Genomic DNA, 18,554 nt, shown 5'->3' with positions numbered 1-18,554 from the left:
GCGGGCACCCGCACCCGAGGTGGGCTCCCGCACCCCCCGGCGCGGCGAGCCCCCCCCCGGCGCGGCGAGCGCCGCGCCGGGGCGGCATCCTCCTCGCCCCCTCACCACGGCCCAGCCGTCGAGTTTCGAGGTCCGCACGTGGGTGCGCTGGGCGGCTTTCCGGCCCTGACGCGCCGGGGTGGGGTGTGGGGAGCGTCTGGCGATGTACTACCAGGCGGGCCGGCTCACGGCTGCCAGCAGGGCTCGACCGGGTCGGTTTCGCTGATGATGTGCTTGTCCGGCACCCAGCCGATCTTGCCGTGCGGTGAATCCGCCACCACGTACAGCCACCGGGTGGGATGGGGGCCGGTCTCACCGTTGGGGGCGCCGCCGTCATCCCGGCAGACGAACCAACTGGTGCTGGTGTTCAGCGTTCCGACCTGGTTGAGGTAATTGGGACCTCCGTACACCGCGGTCGGCGCGGTGTTGCGGCAGTAGTACGCCTCGTGGGGTATGACCTCCAGGTCCACCTTCATCCCGGCGTCCCAGCAGGCGCCCGCGGCTCGCGGCCCCGCCGTGTCGACGGCCACGTGATCCGTGGCCCCACCCGGCCGCGCGGCCGGGCCAGTCGTCGTGGCGTGCGCGGTGACGGGGCCGGCCAGGCCCAGGCCGGTCAACGCCGCGACGGCGAGCGCGGTGCCCGTGACGCGTTTCGATAACGACATCGCTTCCCCCAGTGAGGTGACGCCGCGTTCCTGTCGCGGACAGCGCGTGGACTGCCCGCGGTTCCGGCGCGGCGATGAGTGGTCTGGACCCATCCTGTCCGAGCGCATCGTGCAGGGTAAAGAGAAGACCGATGCCGACCGAGGGGGGATTGATACCGTGATGGATATGGATACCTCGGCAGAGGGCGGCTTAGCCGACGGCGGGAAGGGCTCGGCAGCCGGCTCCTTCCGTGAGCCGAGCGTGCATCAGTTGCGTCTGTTCGTCGTGCTGGCGGAGGAGTTGCACTTCGGGAATGCCGCACGGCGTATGTTCATCAGCCAGCCTGCGTTGAGCCGCCAGATCCGTGCTCTGGAACGGCGTCTCGGCGTGGGCCTGGTGGCGCGTTCGAGTCGCCGGGTGGAACTCACACCGGCGGGTCAGGTGCTGCTGCCGGAAGCCCGGACAGCGGTGGAGTCAGTGGATCGTGTACGCCGCGTCGCGCAGACTCAGGTCCGGCACACCCAGGGCCGGCTGGCGATCGGCTCCATCGGAGCGGAGGCCCAACAGCCTTACACACGAGCCATTCTGGCGGAACTCCGTGCGCGGAACCCCGATCTCAGGCTCGACGTGTGCAGTCTCGACATCGCACACCATGTCCTGGCGCTGACCGAGGGTGAGGTCGACGTGGTCTTCCTCGTCTCCCCCATGCCGCCGGGCATCGAGACCCTGACGCTCGCCACCGAGCCACGTGTGGCCTGCCTGCCGTCCGATGACCCGCTCGCCGGCCGGGCCAGCGTCACCGTGGCCGAACTGGCAGGGCGCCCGGTCGTCGACGTCCCGCCCGAATGCCCCCGGACGTGGTGGGACTTCTGGGCCGTCGACCCACGCCCGGACGGCACACCCGTGCGCTACGGGCCAGTTGTTCACGATGTCGAGGCGCTGTTCCTGGCCGTCGCCCACGGCGAAGCCATCGCCTTCCTGCCCGCCGCCGCACGGAACTTCTTCCCCCGCCCCGGTGTGCGCTACGTAGAGGTGTCGGATGTACCACCCAGCACCGCCGCCCTGGCCTGGACGGCCAGGAACCGCACGACACCCACGGTCAAGGCCATCCGCCGCGCTGCCCGCACAGTACTGCGAAGGACGCCGACGCCGGGCTCGGGCCGCTGACTCCACGCAGCACGGTGCTCCGCTGCGGCGTCCGTGCGTTCAGCGGGCCGGGCTACCGCCGCTCAGGGTGCAGCCGGACCCTGGGCGAGGTCGACGCTGGCGGGCGGTCCGGGGGCCGGGGCGGAACTGCCCCCCGCCGGAGCCCGGACCGCCTCGACGACACGACCGACGAGGTCCGCCCACGGACGCGGGGCGAGCACCGGAAAGACCGCACGCACCAGACCCCCGGGCCTCGCCAGACCGGGGAGCACGTAGTCACCTTCCACGACCACCGGCGTGTCGGTGTCCACATGGTTGGCCACCACCGCCTCGACCGCGGGCGCCAGCGCCCCGGCGACCGCAAACTGCCGCTCGACCACCGGCTCGGGCGCCCGACAGGCGGCCTCGGGGTGAGTGCGCCGGAAATGGACCAGCCCGGCTCTCTTTCTCCAAGTTCGCCCCGGCCGGGACAGAACGGCGGCCGGGCCAGCCCGACGGCAGCTGGGACATGTCGGGAGCCGCGTCGGGGTGGGACCGAGCCTTCCGCGGATGCCCGGTCGGTGAGGGAAGAGGGGTGAGGGGGGCGAAGAGAGGAGAAGAAACTTAGGTTAGGCTCACCTTATGAAAACCTGGACTGGCCGGATCCTTCCCGCCGTGGTGGCTGCCCTCTGCCTGGCAGCGGCAGGCTGTTCGAGCGACAGCAAGACGCCCTCGCACGCCTCTTCCGACGGGAAGACGACCACCGGCGACTCCTCGGCCTTCCCCGTCACCATCGACTCCGCCGTCGGCAAGGCCACCATCCCCGCCCGCCCCGAGCGCGTGGTCACGATCGGCTGGGGCAGCCAGGACGCGGCACTGGCCCTGGGCGTCACCCCCGTCGGCATGCAGGACATGAGCGGGGACACCGGGGACAAGACCGGGATCCTGCCGTGGGACGCGCCGAAACTGCACGGTGCCGAGCCGACGCTGCTGAAGTACGCCACCGGCGAGGTGCCGTACGAGCAGATCGCCGCGCTGCGCCCGGACGTCATCCTCGCGGTCGACTCCGGCCTCACCGGGGCCCAGTACCAGCAGCTCAGCCGCATCGCCCCGACGGTGGGCTACCCCGGCAAGCCGTGGCTGACCTCCTGGCAGGACCAACTGCGGCTGGTCGGCAAGGCGCTGGGAATGTCCACCGAGGCCGCCGCGCTGGAGAAGTCGACGGACAAGCTGATCGCCGACGCCAAGGCCCGGCATCCGGAGTTCACCGGCAAGACCGTCGCCTTCGGCTCCGGCACGACCACCAGCAGCTACAACCTCTACCTCTCCTCCGACACCCGGGTGCAATTGCTGCACCAGCTGGGCTTCACCGTCTCCCCGAGCCTGCCGTCGAGCGCCAAGTCCTTCGCCGCCCAGCTGAGCCTGGAGAAACTCGACTCGATCGACTCCGACGTCCTGGTCTCCTGGTACCTCAGCAAGCCCGTACAACAGCAGTTGGAGGCCAATACGCTGTTCCGGCGGATGCCCGCCGTCGAACGCGGCGGGTACGTGCCCCTCACCGACCCCGCGATGGTCTACGCGACCAGCGCCGTGTCGGTACTGAGCCTGCCGTGGATGCTCGACCGCTACCTGCCGCTGCTGAGCACAGCGGCCAAGGGAAAGACCTCGTGACCACAGGGCGCCGACGGCCGGGGCGGACAGCCGAGGACACCGGGCCGGACCCGGCCGGCGCCCCGCCGCCGCTCGACGGCCGGTGCGCGGCACTCCTCGGCGAACTGGCCGCCGACGCCCGTGTCCTCGGCTGGTCGGAAGGCGTCCACCTGCGCACCGAGTACCTCACCGCCCGCAACGCGGTCGTCCGCCACCTCGTCGAGCGGCACGCGGTCCGGGCCATCGCCGCCGAGACCAACTTCGCGCTGTCCCGGCCCACCGACGCGTACATCCGCGGCCTGGGCCCGGACGAGCCCACCCCCGCCGCCGTCACCGGCATGTGGTCCTGGAGCAGGACACCCCTGCCGGACAACCGCGCGCTGCTGCGCTGGCTGCGACGGCACAACACCACTCTCGACCCCGCCCGGCACGTACGGTTCTACGGACTGGAGATGTACGGCACAGCCCCCGAGGAACCGGGCGAAGCACCGCGGCACACCGTGCTCGACGACCCCGCCGACCGTCCGCACGCCGCCCACCTCCACCGCCTCCTGCTGGAGCACCGCGCCGCCGGTGGCGACCACCGCGACCTCGCCGTCCGCGACGCCGCCCAGTACCTGACGCTCCAGGAGGTCGCACGCCGCCACCCGGACGGCCGGATCCTCCTCTTCGAACAGGTGGAACACCTCGACCGGCGCGTGACCGGCTCGCTCGGCGCACACCTCGCCCGACGGGAACTCGGCCGCTTCCGCGCGGTCGGCGCCGTGTGGCGCGACGGCGACCCGACCGTACGGTACCCACTGGGCCGCTACCGGGAGCTGAGCCGCAGGCTGCACGACCTGACGAGGGCCGGATCGTCTGGCGTCGTCGGCGTCCCCGCCCCCGCCCCGCTCACCGGATCTGCCGGGTCTGTGGTGTTCGACCTGAGACCGTGGCAGCCGGCCACGGCCGACAAGTCACCGGCGGCGCACCCCGACGCGCCGCTCGTCGACACCGCCACCGCGTTCGACGCCGTCCTCTACACCCCCACGCTGAGCCCGGCCGGACACATCCGCTGAGCCCGGCGGGATGCAGCCCCGCCGGATGCCGTGCTGCGAGTGGTGGGCCGGCGGCCGCGCCGGCTTCCACGTCCTCCGCCACGGCGTCGCACAGCCGGTCACGGCCACCAACCCGCTCTTCACCGCCGTCGCCCTCGACGCACTGCCCAGGATCCCCGGCACCGGACGGCAGCACCTCAGTGTGCGGCAGCCGAGCGCGCCGCGGCCCTTGGCGGCGAGTTCGTTCTGCGGGGCGAAATAGGTGGCGGCGGGGTCGCCGGAGGCGAGCGTGTTCTTGGGCCAGCTCTCCAGGCACGAGCCGCTCTCGATTACCGCGCGGTGGAAGAGTCCCGCGGCGTCGGGAGAGGTGAGCCGCGCGCACACGCTCGCGCCGCCGGAGGACTCGCCCATGAGCGTGACATTGCCGGGATCGCCGCCGAACCCGCGACCGGCCGGGGGCCGGCCGCTCCTACGGCGGGGGTGGTGACGTTGAGGTAGAGGCAGTCCTCCGCGGAGTCGGGCACCTCGCACCGAGTTCCCCGAGAGCGCGAGGTCCGGCGACGGCATGCGCGTCGTCACCACGGACCAGCCCCCGGCACGCCGGTACGTCCGCGAGCGTCGAGTACGCCCGCACGGACGGCCACCCCTTGCGCGCGCATGTTCTGGCCCCTTCCGGAGGCGACTCCTCAGACGGCCGCACCACGGCGCCCACGCGCCTCACGGAGGGTGACCAGCGCGTCAGCGACGAGCCGCCGAACATCCGCTGCCTCATGGACTGCCACGGACCCATCGGCGTCTCCCGGACGAACGAGGCGCCCTCCCGTCATGAACCACATCGGGCCCGGCAGACCCGAGGGCATGCTGATCGGCGTCGTCAGCGCACCGGAGCATCCCGAACGGGGGGCACCGGCCATGGAGACGAAGTTCGTGAAGTTCGTGAAGCCCACCCCCGGACTCAGGCCCCTGCTCGTCGCGGGCGGTTGCCGTGCATGGCGGCAAGGACCGGCTCGTTCCCTCCGGCCGGCGTGTACTGCTGTACAACGCGCTCGCAGGGCCCGCGCTGACCCTGGGCGTCCGGCCGGGCCGGGCGGCGTGCCCGCGGCCGGGCCGGGCCCGTAGCTCGAAGCGGCCTGCGTGTCCCGGGCCGGTCCATCAGCTCGGTGTCGCAGGGCCGGCGGCTCGGCGGCCCGGTCCGCCGGAGGACGCCTCGGAAAGGCCCGCCCAGGAGTGGAGTTGTCTGCGCGAGGACACGGAGAGCTTGCGCATGGCGTTGGCCACATGGTGTTCCACGGTCCGCGGGGAAAGGTGGAGGGTGCTGGCTATCTCTCTGTTGGTCAGGCCCTGTCCCGCGAGGTGCGCGACCTCGTGTTCACGCGGCGAGAGGCAGTCGCGGTAGGCGGGCCGGCCCGGACGTGCGCTCGGCACGGTGACGAGAGGGCGGACGCGCGCCCGGACCCGGGACGCGTCCCAGGCAGCTCCGAGTCCGGCCAAGTGGCCTGCCGAGTCGGTCAGTTGCTGGATCGCCGCTCGGTCCGAGGCGTCCACCGCCAGAGCGCAGGCGGCAGCGGCCTCAGTGGCGAGGATCGCGGAGTAGGGCCGGGGCACAGCCGCGTACAGGTCGGCGCAGGCCCGGTAGTCGTCGGCCGCTCCGACGAGGTCGTCCCGGGCCTCGGCCAGTGCGGCACGGCACCAGCGCTGCGCGGCTGCCACCAGGGAAGAGTGCGGCGGGGTCACACCGACGGTGAACTCCGTCGCCATCTGCTGGGCGACGGAGACCCGGCCTGCGCGCACGGCCGCGGTCACGGCCCAGGGCGCCACCTCCGCCGCCCACGCCCAGATGGCCTTTCCGCGCAGCCGGGACCAGGCCGCCGCGGCCTCGGCGCAGGCCGCGACATGGTCTTCCCGGGCCAGTGCCAGCCTGATGCGGACGGTGGAGGCGACCATCGACAGCGGGACCAGCTGCCGACCGGCTCCCCCGCATCGGTCCAGCCATTGCTCCGCCTCCGGCCAGGCGCCGCGCGCCAGGGCCAGCGAGGCCAGTACGGCGTACGCCTCGTCGCAGAGGAGCGGGACGTCGGCGCTCTCGGCGGCCAGGTGCTCGGCGAGGGCCGCCAGACCTGCCCAGTCACCGGTGAACCAGCGCAGCAACAGTGTGCTGCTGCGGATGGTGTGGCCGGTGAGATGCCCCGCCTGGCGGCGGTCGGCCAGTGCCTGTGCGCTGTCGAGCAGGTCGCGGGCGTCGTCGTAGCGCCCGAGCCACACCGATGCGTCGGCCGCGTTGCACAGTCCCCGCACCCGGTGCCGTGCTTGTTCGGGGAGCTCGTCCTCGGGAGGTGCGGCGTCGAGTGTGCGGCGTACGGCGGCGTCCTGGAGGGTGAGCAGCAGGGAGACGCGGTTGGCGGCGACGGCGGCTCGTGTCACCGGGTCGGACGTCACGGCCGCCGCCGCGTCGGCCTGCTCCAGCCAGTGGCGGTGCTCGGTGAGGGAGATGCCGGGCCAGTGGGGCATCGACATACCCGATGTCACACGTGCGACCAGTTCCGTGTCGCCCGGCAGGGAGTGGACGATCTGCTCCAGGCGCAGCCAGTCGTCGCGGTCGAGCGGGGCCGGTGTGCACAGGAACAATCCGCGCAGGACGCTCGCGTGGCCGCGGATCTGCGGCGGAAGGGCCTTCGCGTCGGCAAGGGTGTCCAACAGGGTTCTGGCGGCGTCGGGGGGCAGGGCCGCGGCGATGTGCCGCAGCTGGCCGACGGCCAGCCTGGACCGATCGGCCGGTGTCATGGCGTTGTCCGCAAGGGTCTGACCGAGCAGGAGCGCCGCCTCCTTCGGGCGCCCGTCACGCAGGTGCGCCGTCAAGGCGCGTTCCACCGCCCTGCACCGGCCGCGCTGCCGTCCGGCCGCCCGCAGGTGTGCCGCCACGGACGGCCAGGGTGTGTCCTGGCGCTGCCTCAGGACGTGGGCGGCGCGGGCGTGCAGGTCACGCCGGAGGGGCCCGGGGAGGGCAGCGGCCACCGCGTGGGCCGCGAGGGGGATGCCGAAACCGTAGCGGTCCGGTCCCTGCTCGTCGATCGCGGACACCGAGAGGGCGGCGAGCAGCGCCACGCGCCCGGTGGCCGGTTCCAGACCCGACACCGCCACCAGTTCCGCCTCCGAGGCGGGCTCGGCGAGGACGGCTGCCGCGCGTATCAGGGGACGGTGCTCGGCGGCCACGGCCTGTGTCCGGGACAGGGTCGCCTCCGCCAGCCGGACCGGAGGACCGAGCCGCGCCGTGTCCTCGACCGTCAGCGGACCTGACTGCCGTGTCGAGGACGCGAGCTGGACGAGTGTCTCCACCACCACCTGCGCGATGCCGCCGGTGAGTTCGCACAGCCGGTCCGCCGCTTCCTGCTCGCACGGCAGGCTCAGCAGGTCGTCGGCCAGCCTCCCTGTCGCCTCCTTGTCCAGCGGCCCGACCCGGCACCGTGCGAGCAGGACCCGGGACGGACAGTCGAGCGGTTCGCCCAGCAGCCCTCCTGGTACGGGGAGTTCATCGGGGCGGCAGGTCATCACCAGGACCGCGCCGATCGGCAGGTCCCGCACCAGACGGCGCAGAGCGGCCATGGTGGCGGGATCGGCGGCGTGGACGTCCTCGACCACCGCGAGCGTGGGACCCCGGGCATCGGTGACGCTCCGTACCCATCGTGCCCGGACACCGTCGTCCACAGGCCGGGCGCAGGACAGGCACGACAACTCCGCCCCGGCCGGTCGCGCCGTCCCCAGCCGACGCACCAAGTGTGACTTGCCCACCCCGGGGGCGCCTTCCACCACCAGGACGAGCGATGACCGAGCCGAGGGCCGCAGGACTCGGTGCAGCAGGTCAGCGCATGCCTCCTCCTCCACCAACGGCACCGTCACGGTCTGTCGTCTTCCGTCCACGCAGCCGCCGCAGGGGTCGTCACCTGTCTGTGAACCGGCAGTCCTCTCATACCTGTGCTCTCTCCCCTGTCAGCCCATCGGGCAGTTCAATCATGGACATGTCATACATCTCCGGAGGTGTGCTGCGCCACCGGTACGGCGGACCGGCTCGCCTCCCGTGCTCTCCTCGCCGGTGCCGACGCCCGCGTTCCGGAAGTCGAGGAGCGCCGTACCGGGCCTTCGCCGCGGATCCTTCCGGTGCGGATCCTTCCGGTGCGGTGGATCCTCGTGCTTCACCGGTCTCCGGTCCGGACCCACCGGTGTTCCGAGCCGGTGCAGGAATTCTCTGGGCATCCGTATTTCGCCCCTCCGCATTGAACGGGCGTACGCCGGCGCAGCAGCCTGTTGGCCGCCGGGAGAACCGCTCCGCGCTGGCCCCTGCCGACCGTACCGTCCATCCCCCCGCCTGGCGCCTCCGCTCCGCTCGTGCGCCAAGTAAGGAACCGCATCATGAAGTCACTCGAAGCCGTGCCCACGATCGTGGCCTGCGCCGTCGTCGCACTGTCGGCGGGTACGGGCACCGCGAGCGCGTACGACGGCGCTCGAACCGCGGACTCCGCCGTCACGACGAGCCGTTCGGCGGCCCCCGCCGTCGCCGGGCTGTGCACGTCAGGTGCGCTCTCCGGCCAGGGTGTGGCAGGCGCGCGCTCTCCCGGCGAGGTGACGCGTCGGCTCGGCCCGCTGACGCGGCAACACCGGGCGGCGCGCGGCTACGTGGCCGGCAAGGGCGCCCAGGCCGCTCCCGGCGGCTCCCGGACAGACGGCAAGCCGATGGCGGCGACCATCCACCCCGCACAGGGCACCGCGTTCAAGCAGCTTCAGGGCAGCGACGGCGCCTGCGCCACACAGTCCGTCTCCACCCAGGTACGTGTCAGAGACGCCGGTACCACCATCTACACCCCGACCATGTACCCGGCGGGCGGCTCGTGCATCGAGCTGGTCACCGTCTACAACCAGGGCGAGGCATCGGTGTCCGCCTGGGACTGGTGCCGCAGCGTCACCTTCAAGGCGTCGGTGCCCATCGACAGCGCCTTTCTGAACACCTACAGCGACGGCCGCACCAGCGCCTACACCGGACGGGTCGTCAAGACGTCCGCGGCGACCAACACCTGGGCCGCCGACCTGTACAACTACCGGACCGGCGGCTGGGACCGGCTGTACACCCAGTCGGGCACCACGCAGGCCCGTTACGACGGCTGGGACATCTACGAGCTCTACTCCACGGTCGGGTCCTCGGGCCGGTCCGGCTCCTGTGACGCCATGTCGGGCATCACCTTCGAATCCGCGAACATATCGGTGCGCACCAACGGTGTCTGGGCGGCGGCCTCCCCGGCCAACTCCGACACCGGGTACGACGCACCGAACAGCGCCTTCTACTGCCCCACCCGCACCTACCGCATGGTGAACGCCTACGACCACTGGCTGGCCGTCGGCTGACGGGCTGTCCCCGGCTGTCCCGCGCCGCCATGTGGTCCCGCGGTGCCGGGACGGCGGCCGCGATGCGCGCGGTCGCCGCCGAGTGCGGTCGGGTTGCCGACGATCCGGGTCAGGGGGCAGTGCAGGGTCCGCTGCGGCAGGCTAGAGGACGGCTGCCGAGCAGAGGGCAGCAAGGGGGCAGGGATGCAGTAGCGGCCGCCAGTTGCATGCGGGGGCGGACGGGGTGCCGGGAACGGCCACGTCGACCCGTTAGGGTTCGCTTGGCTGGAGAAGCGGTACCTGGCGATCACCCGCCCGCGAAGCAGCTCGGCCGGAGCGAGGGAAACGGTATGGATGTCCGGCAGTTGGAGTACTTCCTGGCTGTCGTCGACCGGGGCGGCTTCAACCGGGCCGCGTCGGCCCTGTATGTGTCGCAGCCGTCGTTGTCGCAGGCCGTGCGCGCGCTGGAGCGTGATCTGGGGGCGGAGCTGTTCCACCGGATCGGTCGCCGGGCGGTACTGACGGAGGCGGGCAAGGCGCTCATCGAACCCGCTCGTGGCGCTGTCCGGAGCCTGGACATCGCTCGGGCAAGTGTTGCCTCGGTGCGCGAGCTGAAGGAGGGACGGCTGGATGTGGCGTCGATGCCGTCCCAGGCGGTGGAGCCGCTCACCACGTTGATCCGGTCGTTCCGGCAGCGGCATCCGGGCGTGACTCCGGCGGTCAAGGCCGTCTTCACCGCCCGGGACGTCATCGATGCGGTGCGCACGGGCGCGGTGGAGCTGGGGCTGCTGGCCTCCGCGAGTGAGGTGCCGGACAAGGAAGTACGCGCTCATGTGCTGGATGAGCAGCGGTTCGTCCTGGTGGCCCCGCCCGGTGGTCCGTTCGGTGGCCGGCGCACGGTGCGGTGCGAGGAACTGGCGGGGCAGCGGCTGATCGTGGGACAGCCCGGTACCGGTATGCGGGCCTACGTCGACTCCCTGCGTGACCACGGCATCGAGTTCAGCGTGGCGGTCGAGACGGAGCACCGGGTGGCGCTGCTGCCGCTGGTGCTGGCGGGCGTCGGGCTTGCCGTCGTCACGGAGTCCTGGCGGGGCATCGCGCAGGAGACGGGGGCCGAGGTGCTGGACATCGAGCCCGCGACCGCGCTGCGGGTGTCACTGGTCAGCCGCCGGGGTGTGCTGTCGCCGGCCGCCGCCGAGTTCTGGAGCATGACCGTCACCGCCGACGGCGACTGATAGGTGGTGCTTATAAGGCAGATTCGGTTTGTGTCTTGGACGCGGTCACCGGGTCGTTGCTGCAATCGACCGTATGACGAACCACCGCATCGCCCTGATCCCCGGTGACGGCATCGGCGCCGAAGTGCTGCCTCCCGCACAGCGGGTCCTCGGCGCCCTCGGCCGCCGGCACGGCTTCACCCTCTCCTACACCTCCTACGACGACTGGTCGTGCGAGCGGTACCTGCGCGAGGGCGCGATGATGCCCGAGGACGGGCTCGACCGGCTCCGTGACAAGGACGCCATCCTGCTGGGCGCGGTGGGCTGTCCCGGGGTGCCGGACCACGTGTCGCTGTGGGGGCTGCTCATCCCGATCCGGCGCAGTTTCCGCCAGTACGTCAACCTCCGCCCGATCCGGGTCTTCGAGGGCATCGACAGCCCGGTGCGCGGCGCGGTGGCCGGTGAGGTCGATCTCGTCGTGGTCCGGGAGAACGTGGAGGGCGAGTACAGCGAGGTCGGCGGTCGGCTGAACCGGGGTTTCGACGACGAGATGGCCGTGCAGGAGGCCGTGTTCACCCGGGCCGGGGTCACCCGTGTCCTGGACTACGCCTTCGGCCTGGCCGCCCGCCGCCGTGGCCGGCTGACGTCCGCGACGAAGTCCAACGGCATCGTGCACACCATGCCGTTCTGGGACCAGCTCGTCGCCGAGCGGGCCGAGCACTTCGATGAGGTGTCCTGGGACCAGGAGCACATCGACGCCCTGGCGGCCAAGTTCGTGCTCGAACCGGCCCGGTTCGACGTCGTCGTCGGCTCCAATCTCTTCGGGGACATCCTCAGCGACCTGGCCGCCGCGGTCGCGGGGTCGATCGGTATCGCCCCGGCCGCCAATCTCAACCCCGAGCGGGAGTTCCCCTCGATGTTCGAGCCGGTGCACGGCTCCGCGCCCGACATCGCCGGGCAGGGTATCGCCAACCCGCTCGGCGCGATCTGGGCGGCGGGCATGATGCTCGACCACCTCGGTCACCCGGACGCCGCCAAGGACATCACCGACGCGATCGCCGCCGTCCTGGCCAAGACGGACGTCCGCACCCGGGACCTCGGCGGCACCGCCACCACCGCCGAGTTCACCGACAAGCTCCTCGAACTGCTCTGACCCGCCCGCCCGGTGCGACGAGCGGACCGCACGGCGGACGTCCGCGAAGGCCGCTGCCGCGCAGCAGCCGCCGGGGCCGCGTGGACGACGCCGCTCCCTCCCGCGCGGGCTCCCGGCCCGCCCCTTCTTCCCCTTGGCCGCACGCCGCACCGGTCCACCCGCGCCGAAGGCCGGTCCACACCCCGGTTGCGCCCCGGTCGCGCCCCGTTCCTCGACGAGGAGAAACGCCATGGCAGCACCCGCGACCTGCACGTCAGAGCCCGCCGAGGCAGCACACAAGCCCTGGTACCGGCAGTTGTACTGCTGGGTGCTGACCGCCATCGTCACCGGCGTCCTCACGGGCTGGCTGTGGCCCGGCGTCGGCACCGCCCTGGAACCGGTCGGCACCACCTTCGTCGCCGCGATCAAGATGCTGATCACGCCGATCGTCTTCCTGACCGTCGTGGCGGGCATAGGCAGCGTCGACAGCCTCGGCCGGGTCGGCCGCGTCGGCCTCAAATCCCTGCTCTACTTCCAGGTCGGCACCCTCGTCGCCCTGCTCGTCGGCCTCGTCGCCGTCAACGTCTTCCAGCCCGGCGCCGGCGTCCACGCCCACCCCGGCGACCTCCACCTGGAAGGAGACGCGAGCCAGTACGTCAAGGACGGCCAGAACCAGGACTGGTGGCACTTCCTCACCGACCTCGTGCCCAGCAGCGCCGTCGGCGCCTTCGCCGAGGGCGACATCCTCCAGGTCATCTTCTTCTCGGTCCTCTTCGGCGTCGCCCTCAAAGCCGTCGGGCCCGTCGGAGAGCCCCTCGTCGACGGCGTCCAGCGCCTCAGTTCCGTGATTTTCAAGATCCTGCACTACGTGATGCTGGCCGCCCCCGTAGGCGCCTTCGGGGCCATGGCCTACACCATCGGCAAGTACGGCATCTCCACCCTGACCAGCCTCGGCCGGCTCATCGGCCTGTTCTACGGCACCTCCGCGTTCTTCGTGATCGTGGTCCTCGGCGCGGTGACCGCCGCCCTGCGGCTGAACATCTTCCGGCTGCTGCGCTATCTGCGCGAGGAGTTCTTCCTCGTCCTGGGCACCTCGTCCTCCGAGAGCGCGCTGCCGCGGCTGATGGTCAAGCTCGAAGGACTCGGCATCCGCCGCGACATCGTCGGCCTCACCGTCCCCACCGGCTACTCCTTCAATCTCGACGGCAGCTCCATCTACCTCTCCCTCGCCGCCGTCTACATCGCCCAGGCCACCGACACCCCCCTCAGCATCGGCCAGCAGCTCAGCCTGCTCGCCGTCATGATCCTCGCCTCCAAGGGGTCCGGCGGGATCACGGGGGCCGGCTTCATCGCCCTGGCCGCCACCCTCTCCACCGTCGGCACCGTCCCCGCCGCCGGCATCATGCTCATCTTCGGGATCGACAAGTTCATGTCCGAATGCCGCGCCCTGACCAACCTCGCCGGCAACGCGGTCGCCACTCTCGTCGTCGCCCGCTGGGAGAAAGCACTCGACACCGCACACGTGGTGACGGTCCTGCGGACCGGAGAGCCCGACCCGCTGCCCGAGCCGTCACCGCAGCCGGCCGTGAACCCGTCGACCGGCCTGCCCGCTCAGCAACCCTCGAACGTCTGACCACAGACGTCCCGGGCCTCATGTCGCGCCAGGCCCGGGCAGGCGGACGCCCGACGCGTACGCCGCCTCGGTGCCCGGCCCGCACTCGGCCGGGCACCTGGGCTCGGTCTGCTCCAGCCCGGACGAAGCCGACGGTGTCCGGATCGCAGCAAGAGCGGAGCGATCCCGAGGATCTCCCGCGCCTACAGGTCGGTGAACCGGCGGTACACGAAGGTCGCCGCCGGGCCGCGGTGTGCCGGGGTCCTGCCGAGCAGGGGCGGGGCCAAGTCGTTCTCCACCAGGGGCTCGTGCAGGTCGGTGACGACGCGCGCGGGGGTGTTGGACAGCACGGGAGCTGCGAGGTCAGCCGCCTGGGGGAGATCTGCGCTCCCCTGGTGTCCGCAGCGGGGAGGCCGCGTTCCGGGGTTCCGCCGGGGCCTGGCGGTGTTCTTCGGCGGCCTCGACGATGAGGCGCGCGGCGTGTGCCGGAAGGGCCAGGTTCCTTTGCAGCCATGCGGCACTGGTCTCCGGGGTCTGGGCGGTGGCCAGGATCCATGCTGCGTACATGCGTTCGATAGGTGGCCCGTTCGGTGCGTCTGAGACGGCCCGTGCCGCCTCCTCCGGAAAACCGTCCAGGGCGTGGGAAGCGAACCAGGTCGTGCCGACCGGACCGGCAGGCCGGGCCGGTGGGTTCCGTCCGCCCCGTCGCGCGAGGGACTGCCGCAGCACGGTGCCCACGGACAGGGTGACAAGGGCGGCGGTCAGCACGAGGGCAGCCACCCATGCGTGACCGGTCCCGGGGTGCTGTGTCCAGAAGGGAAGCAGCCACTCCGTCATGCGTCCGCTGGGGAGGACGTGGGGATTCGCTCGCATCTGAAGCCTTTCGTCGCCCTGGACGGGCGGCTCTGCCGGCCGGACCGGAGTCCTCGGGCACGCGCAGTCGCTGAAAGGGGCCGCCCGTACGCCGGGCGCTTGCCGCGTGCCTGTCCCGTTCGGATGACAGGCCGTATCAGGGCTACTGCCTCCATGGTCTCACCTTCCGCGGCTGTCCTGCGGGGCAGAGTCCGGCCCCGCAGGACAGCGTGGGCGGGGCGGTGCTCGCCATCGAGACCTCATCCCGGCCGGCCGGACGATCCTCACCAGTTTCTTGTGTTCATCGTCCGGGCGGGCCGCGGGTGACGGCCCGGTCGGGCGGCCGGGGGCGGTCGCTTCGTGGCGGGGGTGTTGTCGTCGGTCTCCGGGCAGGTCACCGCGTATGCAGCGGACTGAGCGGTCCGTGCCGGGTACCTCCTGCCCGAGCGGGCGGCGCGGGCGGTCCGGCACCACCGGGAAGAGGTCTTTCATATGTTCCGGACGGACCATGGACGTATGGCCTCGTGACGTCCCGCAGGCGGCGGGCCCACGTGCCGCCGAGATCGGCAGGGCAGAGTGATGACCGGCAGTCCGTCCGCGCCACGGCAACCCGCCCACCAGCGGCAGCTGCCCGGCGTTCCCCTCTCGTCGCTGGTCAGGCGACCTGTGGCGGACCGTGGTGGGCAGGTACTCGGCCGTCTGGCCGATGTGATCGTGAGGTTGCGCGGCGCGGACTACCCGTGGGTGACGGGGGTGGTGGTCGGTGTGGGCCGCCGACCGCTGTTCGTCCCGGTCGAGCAGGTGTCAGCCCTGGACAGCGAGGGCCGGGTGCGGCTGGCCAGCGCCCGGCTGGATCTCCGCCCCTTCGAACGCCGGGCGGGCGAGGTGCTCCTGCGCGCCGATGTGCTGGGGCACCGGCTGATCGACGTCGCCGAAGCCCGCCTGGTGCGGGCCTCCGACGTGGAGCTGATCTGGCGCGACGGGAAGTGGCTGGTGTCGTGTGTGGACACTCGTCGGCCCCATCGGCTGCCGGGGCTCCCCCGGGGGCACTCGGCGGTGCACGGGCTCCGGGACTGGCAGGACTGGAAGGAGTTCGAGCCGCTGATCGGGCACAGCCGCAGCGCTCTCGCCCGCCGTCCCACGGCCCGCATCCGTCGCCTGCGGCCGGCGAAGATCGCCGACCTCCTGGAGGACGCCTCCCGGGACGAGGAGCGCGAGATCCTCGGTGACGTCCGGCAGGATCCGGAGCTGGAGGCGGACGTCTTCGAGGAACTGGAGGAGGACCGGGCGTCCCGGCTGCTGGATGCCCGGACGGACGAGGAGATCGCCGCCGTCCTGACCCGGATGCGCGCGGACGACGCCGCGGACGCCATCGACGATCTTCGCCAGCGCCGCCGCCGTCCGGTGCTGGACCTGCTGCCAGCCGGGCAGCGGGCGAAGGTGCTGACCTTGATGGGCTACAGCCCCGACAGTGCGGGAGGTCTGATGGGCATGGACTTCCTGGCCCTTTCGGCGGACGCGACGGTGCGCGAGGCCGTGGCCGCTGTCCGGGACGCGCGCCGGCTCCAGCCGCAGGCGCTGACCACCGTCCACACCGTCGACGGCGCGGGGCGCCTGCTCGCCCTCGCCTCTCTCGTCGCCCTCCTTCAGACGCGGGGCGCCGTCCGGCTCGGGGAAGTGAGCGAGACGGACCCCGTGCGGGTCGGTCCGGACACCGATCTGGTGGACGTCACGCTGCTGATGGCCGACTACAACCTCCTCACCCTGCCGGTCGTCGACGAGGAGGGAGTCCTGCTCGGCGTCATCACCATCGACGACGTTCTGGAAGCGACGCTGCCGGAGGACTGGCGGCGCCGGGAGGTCGCGCCGCCCCCGGACGCTCACCGCACGGAAGGACCCGAGAGCAACGCCGTCTCCTGATGCCGCAGGGAGTCCTCACCATGAACGAGCCCCAGCCGCCCCGCCGCCAGCCTGCCCCTCCCGTCCCTCCGGCCTCTCCCGTTCCTCCCGCTGCGCCTTCCGTTCCTCCCGCTGCGCCTCCCGCGCCTGCCGACCGACGCGGCCCGCCCGGTGCGGAGGGACACGCTCCCGCGCCGGACACCGGGCCCGGAACCCCGCCTTCCGGTCACGGCCGCCCCGGCCCCGGCCCCGCCGAGCGCGGTGCGCCGCCGCGCCGCCGCAGGCCCGGCGAGGACGCCGCTCCGACGACGCCTCCGCCCGAACCCCGGCCTGCGGCCGCTCCCCGGTCGCCCCCGGCCGCGGTGCTGGACACGGCCCACCTCGGCGACATCGAGGGTGCCCTGGGGCACATCCGGTTGCAGGAGGCGGACATCGGCCGGGGCCTGAAGCGGCGGCTGCTGACCTTCCTGGCGATCGTCGGCCCCGGTCTGATCGTGATGGTCGGTGACAATGACGCCGGGGGCATCTCCACGTACGCCCAGGCGGGCCAGAACTACGGCTACAGCCTGTTGTGGGTGCTGCTGCTGCTCATCCCCGTTCTCATCGTCAACCAGGAGATGGTGGTACGGCTCGGCGCCGTGACCGGTGTCGGGCACGCCCGGCTGATCAACGAGAGGTTCGGCAGGTTCTGGGGCTGGTTCAGTGTCGGCGACCTGTTCGTGCTGAACTTCCTGACGATCGTCACCGAGTTCATCGGCGTCTCGCTCGCCCTCGGCTACTTCGGCATCAGCAAGTACGTCGCCGTACCCCTGGACGCTCTCGCACTCGTCGCGATCACCGCCACCGGCAGCTTCCGGCGCTGGGAACGCGCGATGTTCGCCTTCATCGCCGTCAGTGTCCTGCTGGTGCCGCTGACGTTGTTGTCGCACCCACGCTACGGCGCGGCCGCCCACCACCTTCTCGTCCCGGGCGTCCAGGGCGGCGTGACGTCCGGGGCGGTACTGCTGATCATCGCGATCGTCGGCACCACCGTCGCCCCCTGGCAGCTCTTCTTCCAGCAGTCCAACATCATCGACAAGCGCATCACCCCCCGGTTCATCGCCCATGAGCGGGCCGACACCATGCTGGGCTCCCTGGTCGTGGTCGGCGGTGCCGTCGCGATCGTGCTCGTGGCCGACTACGCCGTGCGGGGCACGAGCGCCGCCGGGCACTTCTCGGACGCACTGGGAATCGCCGACGCGCTCGGCGGGCACAGCCGCGTCCTCGGGGCACTGTTCGCCCTCGTGCTGCTGGACGCCTCGGTCATCGGCGCCGCTGCCGTCACCCTGGCCACCAGCTACGCCTTCGGCGACGTGTTCCATCTGCGCCACTCCCTGCACCGCAGCTTCGGCGACGCCAAGGCCTTCTACTCCACCTACGCCGCGATGGTCCTGGGCGCCGCCGCGATCGTGCTCGTCCCCCACGCTCCCCTGGGGCTGATCACCACCACGGTGCAGGCGCTGGCCGGACTGCTGCTGCCCTCCGCCAGCGTCTTCCTGCTCCTGCTGTGCAACGACCGGGCGGTCCTCGGCCCATGGACCAATCCACACTGGCTCAACCTCCTGGCCGCAGTGATCATCGCGGTACTCCTCATGCTGTCCGAGGTCCTCGTCGCGACCACCCTGTTCCCCTCGCTGAACACCGCTCTGGTCGCGGTCTGGCTGGCCGGGGTCCTGGTCGTCGGGCTCATCGCCGCCGGAGTGTGGTTGCGGCTCGGTCGTGGCCGACGGCCGCCGGCCACCCGCCGGACCCCGGAGGTACCGCGTCGTGAACGTGAGAGCTGGCGCATGCCGCCTCTCGCCCTGCTGAAACCGGTCACCTGGTCGCCCGGCATGAGACTGGGGATGAGCCTCCTGCGCGGCTACCTGGTCGTCGCCGCGCTGCTGTTGCTGGTCAAGGCCGTCCAGCTCGGCTGAGCAGACGGACCGGGACCGGACCGG

Annotated in this window: 13 protein-coding genes and 1 pseudogene; 9 read left to right on the top strand and 5 right to left on the bottom strand. The window is 71.9% G+C overall.

Annotated elements, in window-relative coordinates; genetic code table 11:
• Positions 1 to 224: 224 nt before the first annotated feature.
• Positions 225 to 704 (bottom strand): hypothetical protein, encoded by a 480-nt coding sequence (locus tag B086_RS41900; RefSeq protein ID WP_018565959.1) that lies wholly within the window; start codon positions 702 to 704, stop codon positions 225 to 227.
• On the opposite strand from B086_RS41900, the gene B086_RS0108345 reads away from it, so the two are divergent.
• Entirely contained in the window at positions 682 to 1,851 is a 1,170-nt protein-coding gene (locus B086_RS0108345) for a LysR family transcriptional regulator (RefSeq protein WP_324604220.1), read from the top strand. The genes B086_RS41900 and B086_RS0108345 overlap by 23 nt on opposite strands.
• Before the next feature lie 62 nt (positions 1,852 to 1,913).
• Here the strand turns inward: B086_RS0108345 and B086_RS42665 are convergent, their stop codons facing one another.
• Entirely contained in the window at positions 1,914 to 2,210 is a 297-nt protein-coding gene (locus B086_RS42665; protein ID WP_018565957.1) for a hypothetical protein, read from the bottom strand.
• A gap of 241 nt (positions 2,211 to 2,451) precedes the next feature.
• Here B086_RS42665 and B086_RS0108335 point away from each other — a divergent pair, with 241 nt between their 5' ends.
• A complete protein-coding gene (locus B086_RS0108335) occupies positions 2,452 to 3,480 on the top strand; it encodes an iron-siderophore ABC transporter substrate-binding protein (protein WP_026252224.1) in 1,029 nt (342 codons plus the stop codon).
• Positions 3,477 to 4,517 (top strand): erythromycin esterase family protein, encoded by a 1,041-nt coding sequence (locus tag B086_RS0108330; RefSeq protein ID WP_018565955.1) that lies wholly within the window; start codon positions 3,477 to 3,479, stop codon positions 4,515 to 4,517. The genes B086_RS0108335 and B086_RS0108330 overlap by 4 nt, the downstream gene beginning before the upstream one ends.
• On the opposite strand, the gene B086_RS46190 is transcribed toward B086_RS0108330, so the two are convergent.
• A complete protein-coding gene (locus tag B086_RS46190) occupies positions 4,416 to 4,907 on the bottom strand; it encodes a carboxylesterase family protein (protein WP_420712543.1) in 492 nt (163 codons plus the stop codon). The two genes, B086_RS0108330 and B086_RS46190, sit on opposite strands and share 102 nt — an antisense overlap.
• A 741-nt stretch (positions 4,908 to 5,648) precedes the next feature.
• Positions 5,649 to 8,132 carry a helix-turn-helix transcriptional regulator gene (locus tag B086_RS39520; protein WP_018565953.1) on the bottom strand — a complete coding sequence of 828 codons (2,484 nt, stop codon included), beginning with the start codon at positions 8,130 to 8,132 and terminating at the stop codon, positions 5,649 to 5,651.
• 768 nt (positions 8,133 to 8,900) lie between these two features.
• Between B086_RS39520 and B086_RS41890 the strand changes: the two genes are divergently transcribed.
• From B086_RS41890 to dctA, 4 genes are all read left to right on the top strand, one after another.
• The gene (locus B086_RS41890; RefSeq protein WP_018565952.1) at positions 8,901 to 9,887 is read left to right on the top strand and encodes a hypothetical protein; all 987 of its coding nucleotides are present in this window, start codon (positions 8,901 to 8,903) and stop codon (positions 9,885 to 9,887) included.
• Positions 9,888 to 10,216: 329 nt separating this feature from the next.
• Entirely contained in the window at positions 10,217 to 11,101 is an 885-nt protein-coding gene (locus tag B086_RS0108310) for a LysR family transcriptional regulator (RefSeq protein WP_018565951.1), read from the top strand.
• A gap of 73 nt (positions 11,102 to 11,174) precedes the next feature.
• Positions 11,175 to 12,233 carry a tartrate dehydrogenase gene (locus B086_RS0108305; protein ID WP_018565950.1) on the top strand — a complete coding sequence of 353 codons (1,059 nt, stop codon included), beginning with the start codon at positions 11,175 to 11,177 and terminating at the stop codon, positions 12,231 to 12,233.
• 229 nt (positions 12,234 to 12,462) lie between these two features.
• A complete protein-coding gene (gene dctA, locus B086_RS0108300) occupies positions 12,463 to 13,845 on the top strand; it encodes a C4-dicarboxylate transporter DctA (protein WP_051115783.1) in 1,383 nt (460 codons plus the stop codon).
• 188 nt (positions 13,846 to 14,033) lie between these two features.
• On the opposite strand, the pseudogene B086_RS42655 reads toward dctA, so the two are convergent.
• Positions 14,034 to 14,174, bottom strand: a pseudogene (locus B086_RS42655) (transcriptional regulator); the annotation flags it as partial.
• Between the two features lie 1,216 nt (positions 14,175 to 15,390).
• Here B086_RS42655 and B086_RS39510 point away from each other — a divergent pair.
• Both B086_RS39510 and B086_RS0108285 read left to right on the top strand, forming a co-directional pair.
• Entirely contained in the window at positions 15,391 to 16,596 is a 1,206-nt protein-coding gene (locus B086_RS39510; RefSeq protein ID WP_234029276.1) for a magnesium transporter MgtE N-terminal domain-containing protein, read from the top strand.
• A 341-nt stretch (positions 16,597 to 16,937) separates the two neighbouring features.
• On the top strand, positions 16,938 to 18,530 hold the full coding sequence (locus B086_RS0108285; protein ID WP_018565946.1) for an NRAMP family divalent metal transporter: 1,593 nt from the start codon (positions 16,938 to 16,940) through the stop codon (positions 18,528 to 18,530).
• Positions 18,531 to 18,554: the final 24 nt, after the last annotated feature.

Origin of the sequence: Streptomyces sp. PsTaAH-124 (genome assembly GCF_000373685.1) — a bacterium.
GTDB classification, from domain to species: domain Bacteria; phylum Actinomycetota; class Actinomycetes; order Streptomycetales; family Streptomycetaceae; genus Streptomyces; species Streptomyces andamanensis.
Note: the sequence above shows the minus strand (reverse complement) of the source record. Positions and strands in the feature narration are given on the sequence as shown.